The organism is Endozoicomonas sp. ALC020, assembly GCF_049275935.1.
Taxonomy (GTDB): Bacteria; Pseudomonadota; Gammaproteobacteria; order Pseudomonadales; family Endozoicomonadaceae; genus Endozoicomonas_A.
Window position 1 is genome coordinate 5,279,029 of sequence record NZ_CP184830.1, and the last position, 14,790, is coordinate 5,293,818.

A 14,790-nucleotide genomic window follows, 5' to 3' on the forward strand; every position below is an offset into this window, starting at 1 on the left:
ATATATTGAGAAATCTCTGGGAACGCTGAGTGCAGATGATTATATCCACTGGGTTAAAGCACTTTGGAAACGGCGTGGTCAAAAGCCCTTTTACCGGCGATGGCCAGAAAAAGTCAAAGTAGGGCAGCAACAAATAGTTGAACTGCAAAGGTCCCCTGGCCTCAGCCATTGTCGATCTGTGCAACCTGCCTCCCTGGCACAACCAGAAGCGTTGCAATTTCTCGTCGACGCCTTCAGAGTACCCCTTCAGAGTACCACCGGTTTTGCCTAATGCCATGGATAACGAAGAGACCATTCTGAGAATACTACAGCATTATCACCGTCGCCCCGGGCCAGAGCGAGTTATCCAATGCCTTGGCAGTGACACATTTCCCGGGGTATGGAAGCCTGATCACAACTGCAGTCATGTATTGCGGGCCTGGTGGTTAAGGAGAAGCGCTTCAGGGGATATGACGAGAAAGGTAAGGTAAACCTGCAGAAAATGCTGGTGCCCGTGAAGGTTCCGCCTGATCGTAATTAAGCGAAGACGCAACAAGGCTGGCTGGAACAGAAGCAGGTAGCCCTCATGCAATAGCTACTGCTTCCTTCGACCGCTGCCATTCCAGAAGCTCTTTAATGGCTTTAATCACTTCTTCAACACCATGAATAATAGGGCTTGAATTGAGGTGGGTACTCTGTTTGAGGCTGGTTTCAAGCTCCAGACAGGCTTTCAGAAGTTTTGGTGCCGCGCAATATCGGCAAGCTCCGTGAAGTCTGTGAACCCGATCCAGTAACGGCTCATGGAGATGGTTTCGGAAGCTCTCTTCGATGGTCTGCAAATCCTCTGGCAAACCATCAAGTAGCATGTCCAGCATTTCTCTGGCCAGTTCCCGGTTGCCGGCTGCCAGTTGTATGCTCTTTTCCACGTCTATTGGTGAGGAGTCAGCCTCTAGCTGAACGGATAGGCTCTCTTCAGTCGGGTCATCCGGTGCCTGCACTGAATTGCCTGTCCAGTGACTGATGGTAGAGACCAGCTGACGGGTGTTGACGGGCTTGGTCATATAGTCGTCCATCCCGCTTTGCAGGATCTGCTTGCGTTCTTCAGGCAGTGCGTGGGCAGTCACTGCAATAATAGGAATACGGTTGTAAATAGTGTTGATATTTCTGATTCGACGAGTCGTTTCCAAGCCATCAATCTCAGGCATCTGAACATCCATCAGTATCAGGTCGAAGATTTTCTGATGGCAACATTCAATGGCTTCAAAACCATTTTTGGCAGTGACTACAGACTGATCCATTTTTAACAGAATGGTTTCCAATAGCTTAAGGTTGACCTCATTATCATCCACGATCAGGATATCCAGTTTTTTTTCAAACACTGCTTTGGCAGGTCGCATGACATCGGCTCCGGGGGCGGGGTTCGAAGTCATCCCTTTAATCGCCCGCAAGAGCTTGTTTCTGGCTACGGGTTTAAGGAGGCAGTGAATCCCTGAGGGCAGAGTATCCAGCAGGTTGCTGCTACCGGCCACGGCAAGAATCAGAACCGGGCTTTGCTGGAGATAGTTTACGGCGATTTTTAGGGTGCGCTGCAGATGATCGTCACCCTGGCTCAGCAGAAGCAGGTCATGGTTGTTATGAGTTTCAACGTAAGTCTGCAGTTCTGACAAAGACTGAAAAGAAGTGACTTTTAATCCCAGGCTCTGTGCCTGATGCCCTATGGAAAGCCTGGAGAGTTCCTGAGGCTCGTAAAGTAATACATGACGGCAGCCGGGTAAGGGCTCCGGCTTAAACAGAAGGCTCTCATCTTTTATCGAGCGGACTCGAATGGTAAACCAGAAAGTAGAGCCTCTGCCCAGATCAGAATCGAGTCCGATTTCCCCCTGCATCTGTTCGACAAGACTTTTGCTGATGGCGAGTCCCAAACCAGTACCACCGGCTTGTCGTGTTCTGCTGGAGTCAGCTTGAGAGAAAGATTTGAAAATGCGGGAGTGCTGTTCAGACGTCAGCCCTGAACCAGTATCTGTGACGGTAAACTTAAGTGTATGGATGTCAGCGTCATCCACTTGCTCCAGCATGACTCGAATGGCGACACTGCCGTAATTGGTGAACTTGATGGCGTTGCTTACCAGGTTGGTCAGAATCTGGGAGAGCCGCAGCTTGTCGCCAATGATATCTTCAGGAGTATCTTCATAAATGAAACTGACCAGTTCCAGCGATTTATGGTGTGCCGCAGGGGCCATAATAGCCAGGACATCGTCGATCACTTCCCGGATACTGAGTTGCTGATTGTCCAGTTCGAGCTTGCCTGCCTCGATTCTGGAGAAGTCGAGAATGTCATTCAGTATGGTCATAAGACCCTGGGCAGATTTCTCAATAGTGCACAGATACTCCCTTTGCTGTGATTTAAGTTCCGTTTCAAGCAGCAGGGCAGTGTAGCCGGAAATACCGTTTAGAGGTGTCCGAATTTCATGGCTCATATTGGCCAGGAATTCACTTTTACTCTTATAGGCTTCGAGTGCTTCTTTTCGGGCCAGGTCCAACTCAACATTCTGGATTTCTATGGTTTCCAGAGTTTCGTGTAATTCATTGGTGGATAAGTCAGCGCTTCTTTGCAACACCTCCCGGGAGTGAGTGAGCCGCTCGAGCAGTCTGTTGATAGCCAGCTCCAGTGTAAAGTAGAGACTCCCGGGAGAGGCTTCCAGTCGGCTATCCTGATCATCTGCATCGATTTTATCCATAGCATCGGCGATGGCCCGCATGGGGTTTATCAGGGAGCGGGACAGCTTCATGTAGAGAGAAAGGACAATGCCAATAGCCAGAGCCAGCAGAATAACGGCCACAAGAGTGGCTCTGTGTTTTTGTATACGTGTTTCCGAATAAGCGTATTCAATCTGCAGCCAGCCAAGGGTTTCAGTTGAATCACCACTGAGTCGAACCACGGGGGTAATAGCTCTTAAGGTATCCCGGGTGGTGAAAAGAGTCAGAGCGTCGGGAAGTGGTTGATCTATGCCTACAGGGAGCAGGTTGGGGCCGGTATGAAGTAATTCCCTGCCATTTCGATCGAGCAGGCTGACTGCCCTGATATCAGTATCATCCAGAATCCGGACCGCCAGATCACGGGTGTTCTGCATCTCACCGCTTTCTATTGAATAAACTACAAGCGTCGCCAGCTTGCGAGTCATGTCTCTGGCTTTCGTGGTCAGCTGCTGGTCAAGTCCGGCTAAATGTGCCCAGAGATAGAGGCTGCACGTAAGGGCAGAGATGAGTGTGCCCGGTAGCAGTGCTAAAACAAGAATCCTGCGCTGAACAGTCTGGAAAGATGTTTTCATAAGTAATAATTGTACAGACTGGATTATTATCATTTATGCTGGGGGCATCATAAGAGTTATGTGTCAGTTTTGGAAGTTTTGGTTTAGGAAGTTTTGGTTTAGAGAGTATGGATTACCCCACAATCGAGTCGCTGGTAGGCAACACTCCTCTTATTCGGCTGCAGAGGCTTTCTGCCGGGCGAGGGAACACTATTCTGTTGAAGATGGAAGGAAATAACCCCGCCGGATCGGTCAAGGATCGTCCTGCGCTCTCCATGATATCTGAGGCGCAAGCCAGGGGCGTCATCCAGCCCGGTGATAATCTGATCGAAGCGACCAGTGGTAACACCGGTATAGCCCTGGCCATGGCTGCTGCTATCAAGGGTTATCGAATGATTCTGATCATGCCCGATAACATGAGCGAAGAACGCAAGGGTGCCATGGCTGCTTATGGTGCAGAGCTTAAAATGGTGAGCAAGGAAGAGGGTATGGAAGGGGCCCGGGATCTGGCGCTGGAAATGGAAAAGCAAGGTCTGGGCAAAGTGCTCAACCAGTTCGCTAATCAGGATAATCCTCTGGCGCATTACAAAGGCACCGGCCCTGAAATCTGGCAGCAGACTGGTGGTGAGATCACCCACTTTGTCAGCTCCATGGGTACTACCGGCACCATCATGGGTACCTCAAGGTTCCTGAAAGAACAGAACCCGGATATCCAGATTGTAGGTCTGCAACCTGCTGATGGAGCCAGCATTCCCGGTATTCGGCGCTGGCGACCGGAATACCTGCCGGAAATATTCGATGACAGTCGTGTAGACAGAGTGATGGATATCCATCAGTCCGAAGCCGAAGAAACCATGAAAACCCTGGCCAAAAAAGAAGGTATATTCTGCGGTGTATCTTCCGGTGGCTCTGTCGCGGGAGCATTAAGACTGGCTGAAGAAGTGGAAAATGCCACCATCGTCTGCATTATCTGTGACCGGGGTGATCGTTATCTTTCTACCAACGTCTTTAACCGATAGGGGAATCAACGCATTGACTGTGTCGTCTAAAAGCGGGTTCAAAAAACATTTACACAGTCATTGCTCTCCAGTACTGAAATTTTATACAGCTGTAGGTACAATTCTCAACGGTATTAATTTTTACGCAGCTATTCCCGTGAAAATACAGCATTATTCACTCCGGCACTGCTTCTTGTTGTGAGGGGCTGTGTTGTTTCGTTGACAGGCTGCGTGTGTATTTCTGAATCTGAAGGATACAGTTTCATGCGATCTCAGAAGGCTTCTCCGGGCGCCAGACGTCGGGTCGTTGGAGAAGTTCTTGTACAGGGTCTTTCCCATGATGGTCGGGGTCTTGCCCGATTAAAAGGCAAAACCCTTTTTGTCGATGGGGCGCTTCCCGGGGAGCAGGTTTCGGTCCTGCTGACAGAAGATCGACGTCGTTTCAGCAGTGGTCGGGTCACTGATATAGAGTCTGCTTCAGATGAGCGGGTCTCTCCTCCCTGCCGACATTTTAAAGTCTGTGGTGGTTGCAGCCTGCAATACTGGTCCCATGAGGGCCAGCTTCAGGGCAAACAAATTATTGTACTGGATCAGTTGCAGCGGTTTTCGTCGCTGACGCCCATGGCAATAGCTGAACCTCTGGCTTCTCAACCCTATGGTTATCGTTATCGTGCCCGTTTGTCGATCCTTTGGAAGAAGGGCCACTTATCACTCGGGTTCAGGGAGAGAAGCAGTAAACAGATTGTCGATGTTCGTGAGTGTCCGGTCCTGGCAGAACCCTTGCAGTCACTACCGGCGTTGCTGCGAGACTGTTTACCAGAACTGAACCAGCGAGAAGCGATCAGTCATGCTGAACTGTTGCTGGCTGATTCCGGCCGCGCCATTCTGCTCAGACACACCAGGGGGTTGCCGCCCGAGGATTTGAACAGGCTGGAAGCAATGGCCCGGGAGCAGCAATTGCACCTGTACCTGATGGGGGATGAGAAGCTTACCCGTTGCCTCTACTCTCCGGTGGCTGATCCCTGGCTGTATTACCAGATACCGGAGATGGACCTTAGGTTTCAGTTCAGGCCAACAGACTTTACCCAGGTCAACTGGCCTGTTAATTGTCAAATGGTGGCACAGGCTCTGGATTGGCTGGAATTGACACCGCAAGACCGGGTGCTGGATCTTTTTTGTGGTCTTGGCAATTTTTCTCTGGCAATGGCCAGAAAGACAACTTCTGTCGTTGGTGTCGAGGGCAGTGCGGGGGCTGTTGAGAGAGCTGCATTCAATGCCGGTCTGAATGGTCTGAAAAACACCCACTTTTATCAGGCCAACCTTACTGCTCTGGTTGAGGGGAACAAGTCAGGGGAGGGCTGGTTGCATCAACATTACGACGCCATGTTGCTGGACCCTCCCAGAACCGGTGCTATTGAAATTATTGAACACATGAAAGGTCATATACCCGATCGGTTGCTTTATATCTCGTGCAACCCTGCAACCCTGGCCAGAGATGCCGGAGCCCTGGCCCAACAGGGGTTCAAGCTGGTCAGATTAGGCGTGATGGACATGTTCCCGCAAACCGGGCATGTCGAATCCATGGCACTTTTTAAACAGTCCTGATTCAGGAGATCCCTTCATTCAGGCAGTGCCTCCGAAGAAATAAGTGGAAAACTTGCATGGTAAAGGTAAGAGAAGATCATCCCGTTCGCTTTGATGGCTCCATCGATTTGGATGCCTGGCTGGTGCGTATGCAGGAAAGCTTTGGTGTGACCGGAACGGATCGCCTCAGGGCTGCCTGTGAACTCAGTCGTTGGGCCGAGCTTGAGGCTCGTCAGCAGGCAGATACTGTCTGGCCTACAGGTTTGGGTTGTTTTCGTACCGGCCTTGAGATGGTTGAAATCCTTGCAGAGCTGAGGCTGGATACTGAAACGCTGGTGGCTGCTGCTCTCTATCGGGCTGTTCGTGAACACAGACTGTCCATGAAACAGGTGGAAGAAGACTTCGGCAAGACCGTCGTTCGTCTGATTAAAGATGTTCAGGGTATGGCCGCCATCAGTGAACTCCTTAACCCGGCCAGAACCCAGGTGCTGGATCAGAGTCAGGACCAGCTGGAAAAAGTCCGCAAGATGCTGGTTTCTATTATTGACGATGTTCGGGTAGCACTGCTCAAGCTGGCAGAGCGTACCTGTGCCATCAGAGCTTTGAGAGATGCTGATAAAGACAAGCGCCGCCGGGTGGCCCGTGAGGTTTTTGAAATCTATGCCCCCCTGGCTCACCGCCTGGGTATCGGTTATATCAAGTGGGAGCTGGAAGATCTTTCCTTCCGCTATCTGAATCCTCAGGATTACAAACGTATTGCCCGCCTGCTGGATGAGAAAAGAACCGATCGCCAGCAATATATTGACCATGTTGTCGATCAACTCAGGCAAGCGCTGGGTGAAGCTCAGATAGAAGCCAATGTTTATGGTCGCGCGAAACATATCTACAGCATCTGGCGAAAAATGAAACGCAAGGGGCTGGACTTCAGGGACCTTTATGACATTCGTGCTTTTCGGGTGATTACCAGAGAGGTCAGGGATTGCTACGCGGCTCTGGGTGTTGTGCACTCTCTGTTTAATCATATCCCTCAGGAATTCGATGATTACATCGCAACGCCCAAGGAGAATGGTTATCGCTCCCTGCACACAGCGGTCTTTGGACCGGAAGGCAAAACGCTTGAGGTACAGATTCGAACCGAAGCGATGCATGAAGAAGCTGAGCTGGGTGTTTGTGCCCACTGGAAGTACAAGGGCACCGACGTTAATACCAAAAGTGACAGTTATGAAGAAAAGCTCAACTGGCTGCGTAATGTCATGGAGTGGCATGAAGAGTTGGGTGATCTGGGAGGCATCGCTGAAGAGTGGCGTTCTGATGTCGAGCCGGATCGTATTTATGTGTTCACAAAAGCAGGTCATGTAGTGGATCTGTCTCTGGGTGCTACGCCCATTGATTTTGCTTTCAGAATTCATTCAGAAGTGGGTTTGAAGTGTCGCGGCGCTAAGGTGGGAGGCCGCATTGTGCCTCTGAATCACAATCTTAAAACCGGAGATCAGGTAGAAATTCTGACCGGACCCAATGTTCAACCCAGTCGTGACTGGCTCAACCCGGATCTCGGTTATGTCAATACCAATCGGGCAAGAGCCAAAATTACCAACTGGCTGAAAAAGCAGGATCGCGACTCCAATATTGTTGATGGCAGTAGTCAGCTCAATGCTGAACTCAAACGTCTGGCTCTGACGGGCGTTGATTTCAACGATCTCCTGCCTCAGACGCCCTTTAAGGAAATGGATGATATGTACGCAGCCATCGGAGCTGGCGATTATCGTGTCACCCAGGCCGTAGCCCTGGCTCAAAGAGAGCTGGAGCCGGAAGCAGAAAAAGAGTTTGAGATACGTACCCGGGCACCTCAGGAAAAAGTGTCAGACAGTACTATCACCATTGACGGGGTGGGTAATCTGATGACCCAGATGGCCGGCTGCTGTCAACCGGTGCCCGGTGATCCCATCATAGGCTATATCACGATCGGTCGTGGTGTCACCATTCACCGACAGGACTGCAATAACGCCCTGAATCTTCAGGAGCTGGAACCGGAAAGACTGATAGAGGTGAACTGGGGCTATTCTCCGGAATACATGTACCCGGTGGAAATTATCATCACCGCCTATGACCGCTCAGGGCTGCTGCGCGATATTACCATTGTTCTGGCTAATGAGCGTGTCAACGTTCTCTCAGTACAGACGCGAACCAGCAAGGAAGACAACATTGCCAATATGTTGTTGACGGTTGAAGTTCAGAGTCTGCAGCAACTGAGTAAAGTCCTGGCTAAAGTCAATCAGCTGCCCAACGTGGTCGAAGTTGCGCGTTATCGCAAGGAAGGCAGATGAGTCAGAGTAGCCTGGAGGATATGCTGTATCTTATGAGCAGGCTTCGGGACCCCGAAGCTGGTTGCCCCTGGGATCTGGAGCAGAACTTTACGACTATAGCCCCCTATACACTGGAAGAGACCTGTGAAGTTCTGGAGGCCATTGCCAGCGAGGATTTTGAAAACCTTCGTGAAGAACTCGGTGATTTGCTGTTTCAGGTAGTGTTTCATTCAAGAATGGCAGAAGAGGCCGGGCTCTTTGATTTTCATCAGGTCGCTGCTGGTCTGGTGGAGAAAATGGTGCGTCGTCATCCCCATGTTTTCCCTGACGGAACCCTGGAATCCAGAATGTCGCCGAATGATGACACCACTTCCGATCAAGTCGTTGAAAGTTGGCAGGCGATCAAGCAGAAAGAGAAACTGGCAAGGGGGGAGAAGACTTCAGAGTCGGCCATGCCGTCAAAATTACCGGCTGCTTTACCCTCGTTAACAAGAGCGTTCAAACTGCAAAAAGCGGCTGCAAAGGTCGGTTTTGACTGGCCAGAAGTCGAACCCGTGTTTGACAAGATTCAGGAAGAAATGGAAGAAATTCGTGAAGCTGTGCGAGAACAGCAGGGCAATGATCGGATTGCAGAAGAAATAGGTGATCTGATGTTTGCCTGTGTCAATCTTGCGCGTCATCTTTCAGTGGATGCGGAGTTGTCATTGCGCAAAGCCAGTGACAAGTTTGAGAAGCGTTTTCGAACCATGGAATTAAGGGCTGCTGAAGAAGGCCATGAGTTTCAACAGTTAACACTGGAAGAAATGGAAGCGTACTGGCAGCTGGGAAAAGTTCGTTAGTGGGCTTTTTTGACCCTTTGCAGAAATAACATTGACATTTTTCCACCCTGGCCCCATGAAAGGCACGACATTGAAAAAATAGCAGAGCAAGATGCTTGACTCTTTACATAATGCGCGGAGTGATAGACCTGATTAGAAAAAAAACGAACATGTTTGAACATTGGTTGACTTAAATCAATGGTTTTGCGTTGATGAGTTTTGTTGTTGTTTGAAATAATCTGCCCGCTGTCGGGGCTGCTAAAAATAAACAAGTTTTTATAAGGCCTCGCAATTAATATCTTGAATGTATACCTACGTGGGCGGAGCTCATTTTTATGCGAAAATCTTTCTTTGGTGAATGTCTGGCTGAGTTTATCGGCGTTGGCCTTCTGATTTTCTTCGGTGTTGGCTGTGTTGCCGCATTGGTTCTGGCAGGCGCGGATTTTGGTCAGCTGGAAATTTCTATTGTCTGGGGGCTGGGCGTCTCTATGGCGATATACGTAACCGGTGGTGTTTCCGGCGCTCATCTGAACCCGGCAGTCACTTTGGCATTGACTGTGTTTAAAGGTTTCGAAAAGCACAAGGTTGTGCCTTACATCCTTGCCCAGATTTTGGGTGCTTTCTGTTCCGCTGCATTGGTTTATTTTCTTTATAGTAATCTGTTTGCCGATTTTGAACTGTCTCAAGGTATCGTCCGTGGTTCCGAAGAGAGCCTGGCCACAGCGGGTATCTTTTCCACCTATGCGCACAGTGCCCTGAGCAATATGCAGGCATTTGCTGTGGAGTTTGTGATTACTGCAGTGCTGATGGGGGTTATTCTGGCTATTGGTGATAACAACAATGGTGACTCCAATGGTGCGCTGTCTGCCCTCCTGATCGGTTTGCTGATTGCAACCATTGGTTCTGCTTTTGGCCCACTGACTGGTTTTGCCATGAACCCTGCCCGGGATTTTGGTCCCAAGCTGTTCACCTATATGGCAGGTTGGGGTGAAGTGGCTCTGACCGGCGCTCGAGCCAATCCCTATTTTTGGGTACCAATAGTGGCTCCGATCGGCGGCGCAATGGCTGGCGCATGGATTTACATTAACCTGTTAGGCAAACAATTAGAGCCCGAGACAACATCGAGCCAATTAGAGATAAAAACCACATAACACAGTAAAACCCGTTACGCACCCTGTTACATAGAAAGCGCGGTCTTTTTCACTGTTTTGTATAACAGGCTTAACTGGGTGCACTGCTGATATCAGCCCAGAGCTGAATGATAAAGAAGATTGATTATGACGACTGAGAAGAAATACGTTGTTTCATTAGACCAGGGTACTACAAGCTCCCGAGCCATTATCTTTAATCACGACGGTGACATGGTGGGAACTTCACAGCGTGAATTTACCCAGCACTACCCACAGGCGGGTTGGGTTGAGCACGACCCGATGGAAATCTGGGCGACCCAAAGTTCTGTGCTGACGGAAGTTCTGGCTAAAACAGGTATTCGTTCTGACGAAATCGCTGCTCTGGGTATCACCAATCAGCGTGAAACCACTGTCGTTTGGGATAAGAACACTGGCCGCCCTGTTTATAACGCCATTGTATGGCAGTGTCGTCGTACAACCGAAATCTGCGAGCAGCTGAAGAAAGAAGGTCTGGAAAACTATATCCGGGAAACCACCGGTCTGGTTCTGGATGCTTATTTTTCGGCAACGAAAATCAAGTGGATTCTGGACAATGTAGAAGGTGCTCGTGAAAAAGCTGAAAACGGCGATCTGCTGTTCGGTACTATCGATACCTGGCTGACCTGGAAGCTGACCGAAGGTCGTGCCCATGTCACCGATTATTCTAATGCTTCGCGCACCATGCTGTACGATATCAATAGACTGGACTGGGACGAAAATCTGCTGAAGGCTATGGGAATTCCTTCCTCTATGTTACCGGAAGTGAAATCCAGCTCTGAAATTTATGGCCAGACTAACATTGGTGGAAAAGGCGGTACCCGCATTCCTGTAGCCGGTATTGCGGGGGATCAGCAGGCGGCTCTGTTCGGCCAGATGTGTCATGAAAAAGGTATGGCCAAGAATACCTATGGCACAGGATGCTTCCTGCTGATGAATACGGGGAGTGAGCTGGTCAAATCAGAAAACGGTTTGCTGACCACCATAGCTTTCGGTATTGATGGCAAAGTGCAATACGCTCTGGAAGGTGCCGTATTTATGGGTGGTGCTTCAGTTCAGTGGCTTCGTGATGAACTGGGACTGATCCGTGATGCTGCCGACACGGAATATTTCGCCAATAAAGTCGACGACACTAACGGTGTTTATGTTGTGCCTGCTTTTGTAGGTCTGGGTGCCCCTTACTGGGATCCCTACGCGCGTGGTGCGATCTTTGGCCTGACCCGGGGAGCTAACCGTAACCACATAGTTCGTGCAACACTGGAAGCCATTGCTTATCAGTCCCGTGATCTGATTGACGCAATGGAACAGGATTCCGGAATTGAAATGAAACAGTTGCGCGTCGACGGTGGTGCGGTAGCCAATAACTTTTTGATGCAGTTCCAGTCTGACATTCTCGACACTGAAGTGGTTCGCCCGACAGTTGTAGAATCCACTGCCGCAGGTTCGGCCTATCTTGCGGGCCTGGCCGTTGGTTTCTGGAAAAGCACTGATGAGTTAAAGGATAAGGTTTCCGTTGATCGAGTCTATGCTCCGTCGATGTCCGATGAAGATCGTCTGAAACTTTACGACGGTTGGAAGAAAGCGGTCGTTCGCAGTCAGTCATGGGAAAATCAGGAGTGATGTAAATTTCCTGATACTATTGCAAATGAGCCTGCTCAGGCAGGCTCGCGATTGCAATGGGGGTTATTTACTCTGCGCTCTGAGTCTTGACTGAGTTCGGTTTCTGGTTCATTGGAGATGACTTTTTACGCAAGCCATCAAAGGTGAAAATAATCAGGGCCAGCCAGATCAGACCAAAGGTGATTAATTGAGCCTGAGTCACCTGTTCTTTGTAGACGAACAGTCCAACCAAAAAAGAAATGGATGGACCAAGATACTGCAGGATACCGATTGTGGTTAATGTCAGCTTTTTGGCCGCCGTGATAAACAAAACCAGAGGGACGGTGGTCACCAATCCGGCCAGAGACAACAGTAGACTGGTGTGAGGGTCCGAGAAACGGAAACTGTGGTTGCCACTTTTGTAGAGCCAGAAAAAATATCCCAGAGTCACTGGCAGCAGAATCAGAGTTTCGAAAGCCAGGCCAGGTACAGCCTCCACCTGAGTCTTTTTCCTGACCAGTCCGTACAAGCCAAAACACATAGCCAGGGCAAAAGCAACCCAGGGCACAATACCTAACATCAGTATCTGATAGATGACAGCGACAGTAGCCAGCAGGATAGCAATCTGTTTGAGCGGTGACAGTTTTTCATTCAAAAACAGATAGCCCAGAAGAACATTAAACAGTGGGTTGATGTAATAACCGAGACTGGTTTCAAGAATCCTGTCATTGGTCACACCCCAGATAAAGATCAACCAGTTTGCACCAACGAGAATAGCGGATAGTGTCAGTGTTCCCGACAGTTTGATACTGGAGAAAATCTGCTTTAGCTCTGAAATCGTACCTGTTATTTTCAGTAGGGCCAGCAGCAATAAAGCTGACCAGAATACGCGGTGTCCCAATACTTCCAGCGGAGGTGCGTGTTCCAGAGCTTTGAAATAAATGGGTACCAGCCCCCAGATGGTAAAGGCCATTATACCCAATGCAAAGCCAGAGAAATCTCGTTGTTCGGACACTCTTTTTCCTTAAATGGTTACTTCTAATTACGCAGTTATGGTGACGAGCATGGTGTTCTGTTTTTCACGAAGGGACATTGTGCCTGAACATTTGTTTCGAGTTAACCCACTTCTCTATTGATAAGCACGCATTGAGAAAAAAGCCCTTAAGCCGATGACTTTACTGATGGATGAGTAAAGGATGCAAAGGCTGCGATGCGATGGATTACCGGTTTTACGATAGTTCTGTTGAGTCTGTTTACTCAGGCCGAAGTGCGGTTACCTGTTTATCGTGTAGCGATCATCGATCGCTTTTTCCCTCCGGCCGAAGGTTTTAAAAATGATGAAGAGCGAGTTCTCCATGGTTGGCTGTATGGCATGATGGACTTAGACGACGATGAACGTCGGGAGCCTTTTTATCATGGTGATGTGGTTCGGATGATAGCGTCTCACCCTCAGATTACGTTTATCCAATACCCGATTCTGGATGGGAAAAAGCCCATGTCAGAAATCCTCGTCAACCTTCAGAATATTCTGGCTCGCTTCGAAAAACAGCCCGTTGATGCCGTTCTTCTTTCCTGGGAGTCTTCCACGTTGATCAGCACATTCAAAGCGCCACTTCAGTTGCAGCGGGCAGGAGAGTATAAGAAGAAAGTCAGGGAGATGGGGCAGGCGGATGAAGTCTGGAAAACCACTTACCAGATTATAATGGCTCTGGAGGCACTTACCACTCAGGGTATACAGGTCTATACCATAGCCGGTAATGGCGGGAGAGGAATGATCAATACCTTTTCTCTTGCGGATGATGTAGTCACGGTCGGCTCTGTGGAACCAGAGTTGCAACACTTTGTTGCTAATAATCCCTTTGTTGATACTTACGCCCGGGCTGCCTACGAAGTCATCCGTATTGATGATTCTGAAGGTAAGCCCGTTGGTTATGACCTCAATGGCGACCAGTGTGTAGATATTCCCTTAAATCGACTGACCGGCTATTCACGAAAAATGACAGAGTACCCTAAAAAATTCTGGCGATTGCTGACAGGTTCTTCATTTGCCGCTCCTGCTGCTCTCAAGGCGGCATTGTTTAACAGCCTGCCGCTAAGAGCCTGTCACTGACCTGCAAAACGTCATTCGTTGTCTTTTTTGATGGGGCTATTTTCCCTGCTGACTGACTTTTGGACAGCGGCAAGAATGCCTCTGAGCATATTCAGTTCTTTGGCTTCAGGCCTGGCCCGGTTATACAGACGACGAAGGCGGGTCATTACCAGACCAGGGTGCTGTTTGATAATAAAGTTGATGTTGTTGAGTGTCTCTTCCAGGTGCTCGTAGAAATATTCAAGCTCACGGGCCAGTGGATATTCTTCTGCTTCGTTGCCTGAGAAATCCGGCTGGCTCTTGCGCAATTCTGCCTTGCGAATGTCGTAGCAGAGAATCTGAATGGCAGAAGCCACGTTGAGCACAGGGTATTCAGGGTTAGCATCAATGGAGACATGATAATGACATTTCTCCAGCTCTTGATTGGTGAGTCCCATAGTCTCCTGACCAAAAACCAGTGCCACCGGATTTCGGGGCGCTTCAGCAACCAGCTTGTCGGCACAAACTTCAGCCGTCAGCATGGGGCGGTTAAAGGTATGGTTGCGGGTGCGGGCACTGGTTCCTATTACCATTGAGCAGTCAGCAATTGCTTCATCCAGGGTCTGAAATACTCTGGCAGCCGCCAGAACGTTCTGGGCTCCTGCTGCCATGGATTCGGCATCCGGATCCGGGAATCGTTGCGGGGAGACCAGGCAAAGATTTGAGAGTCCCATGGTTTTCATGGCCCTGGCGGCGGAGCCAATGTTTCCGGGATGAAAGGTATTGATCAGAATAATGCGAATGTTAGACAGCATCGTAACCCGAATTAGCACTGAGAAGAGGGGTTAAAAGCAGGTCATTATACGTTGAGTCGTTTTAACTTACGACCGGTTGGGTGAAACCGGATTGAATTATTGCCATTCCATCTGAAGAGTGACGGTAATTTACTGTTGCCTGACTGTATAAC

At 49.5% G+C, this 14,790-nt stretch carries 11 protein-coding genes; 8 read left to right on the forward strand and 3 right to left on the reverse strand.

The features are described 5' to 3' along the window. Positions 1-137: 137 nt before the first annotated feature. Positions 138-470 carry a hypothetical protein gene (locus tag ACOJUO_RS19305; RefSeq protein ID WP_422133563.1) on the forward strand — a complete coding sequence of 111 codons (333 nt, stop codon included), beginning with the start codon at positions 138-140 and terminating at the stop codon, positions 468-470. A gap of 93 nt (positions 471-563) precedes the next feature. On the opposite strand, the gene ACOJUO_RS19310 is transcribed toward ACOJUO_RS19305, so the two are convergent. After that, on the reverse strand, positions 564-3,308 hold the full coding sequence (locus tag ACOJUO_RS19310) for a response regulator (RefSeq protein WP_422133564.1): 2,745 nt from the start codon (positions 3,306-3,308) through the stop codon (positions 564-566). A 107-nt stretch (positions 3,309-3,415) separates the two neighbouring features. On the opposite strand from ACOJUO_RS19310, the gene cysM reads away from it, so the two are divergent. The 6 genes from cysM (at position 3,416) to glpK (ending at position 11,776) form a co-directional block, all read left to right on the forward strand. Then, positions 3,416-4,306 (forward strand): cysteine synthase CysM, encoded by an 891-nt coding sequence (gene cysM, locus ACOJUO_RS19315; RefSeq protein WP_422133565.1) that lies wholly within the window; start codon positions 3,416-3,418, stop codon positions 4,304-4,306. A gap of 243 nt (positions 4,307-4,549) precedes the next feature. Next, positions 4,550-5,890, forward strand: a complete 1,341-nt coding sequence (gene rlmD / locus ACOJUO_RS19320) for a 23S rRNA (uracil(1939)-C(5))-methyltransferase RlmD (RefSeq protein ID WP_422137863.1) — start codon at positions 4,550-4,552, stop codon at positions 5,888-5,890. A 56-nt stretch (positions 5,891-5,946) separates the two neighbouring features. After that, positions 5,947-8,193, forward strand: a complete 2,247-nt coding sequence (relA, locus tag ACOJUO_RS19325) for a GTP diphosphokinase (protein ID WP_422133567.1) — start codon at positions 5,947-5,949, stop codon at positions 8,191-8,193. Beyond that, positions 8,190-9,011 (forward strand): nucleoside triphosphate pyrophosphohydrolase, encoded by an 822-nt coding sequence (gene mazG, locus ACOJUO_RS19330; protein WP_422137864.1) that lies wholly within the window; start codon positions 8,190-8,192, stop codon positions 9,009-9,011. The genes relA and mazG overlap by 4 nt, the downstream gene beginning before the upstream one ends. A gap of 314 nt (positions 9,012-9,325) precedes the next feature. Next, positions 9,326-10,141, forward strand: a complete 816-nt coding sequence (locus ACOJUO_RS19335) for an MIP/aquaporin family protein (protein ID WP_422133569.1) — start codon at positions 9,326-9,328, stop codon at positions 10,139-10,141. Between the two features lie 126 nt (positions 10,142-10,267). Next, complete coding sequence (glpK, locus tag ACOJUO_RS19340; protein ID WP_422133570.1) at positions 10,268-11,776, forward strand: glycerol kinase GlpK; 1,509 nt, start codon at positions 10,268-10,270, stop codon at positions 11,774-11,776. Positions 11,777-11,843: 67 nt separating this feature from the next. Here the strand turns inward: glpK and rarD are convergent, their stop codons facing one another. Next, the gene (rarD, locus tag ACOJUO_RS19345) at positions 11,844-12,770 is read right to left on the reverse strand and encodes an EamA family transporter RarD (protein ID WP_422133571.1); all 927 of its coding nucleotides are present in this window, start codon (positions 12,768-12,770) and stop codon (positions 11,844-11,846) included. 195 nt (positions 12,771-12,965) lie between these two features. Between rarD and ACOJUO_RS19350 the strand changes: the two genes are divergently transcribed. Then, positions 12,966-13,865 (forward strand): hypothetical protein, encoded by a 900-nt coding sequence (locus tag ACOJUO_RS19350; RefSeq protein WP_422133572.1) that lies wholly within the window; start codon positions 12,966-12,968, stop codon positions 13,863-13,865. Positions 13,866-13,876: 11 nt separating this feature from the next. On the opposite strand, the gene trmJ is transcribed toward ACOJUO_RS19350, so the two are convergent. Further along, entirely contained in the window at positions 13,877-14,638 is a 762-nt protein-coding gene (gene trmJ, locus ACOJUO_RS19355; RefSeq protein ID WP_422137865.1) for a tRNA (cytosine(32)/uridine(32)-2'-O)-methyltransferase TrmJ, read from the reverse strand. Positions 14,639-14,790 lie beyond the last annotated feature (152 nt).

Excerpts from the sequence above, each read along its gene's own strand:
- ACOJUO_RS19335 (WP_422133569.1), top strand. The coding sequence starts at position 9,326 with ATGCGAAAATCTTTCTTTGGTGAATGTCTGGCTGAGTTTATCGGCGTT.
- glpK (WP_422133570.1), top strand. The coding sequence starts at position 10,268 with ATGACGACTGAGAAGAAATACGTTGTTTCATTAGACCAGGGTACTACA.
- relA (WP_422133567.1), top strand. The coding sequence starts at position 5,947 with ATGGTAAAGGTAAGAGAAGATCATCCCGTTCGCTTTGATGGCTCCATC.
- trmJ (WP_422137865.1), bottom strand. The coding sequence starts at position 14,638 with ATGCTGTCTAACATTCGCATTATTCTGATCAATACCTTTCATCCCGGA.
- rlmD (WP_422137863.1), top strand. The coding sequence starts at position 4,550 with ATGCGATCTCAGAAGGCTTCTCCGGGCGCCAGACGTCGGGTCGTTGGA.
- ACOJUO_RS19350 (WP_422133572.1), top strand. The coding sequence starts at position 12,966 with ATGCGATGGATTACCGGTTTTACGATAGTTCTGTTGAGTCTGTTTACT.
- ACOJUO_RS19310 (WP_422133564.1), bottom strand. The coding sequence starts at position 3,308 with ATGAAAACATCTTTCCAGACTGTTCAGCGCAGGATTCTTGTTTTAGCA.
- mazG (WP_422137864.1), top strand. The coding sequence starts at position 8,190 with ATGAGTCAGAGTAGCCTGGAGGATATGCTGTATCTTATGAGCAGGCTT.
- cysM (WP_422133565.1), top strand. The coding sequence starts at position 3,416 with ATGGATTACCCCACAATCGAGTCGCTGGTAGGCAACACTCCTCTTATT.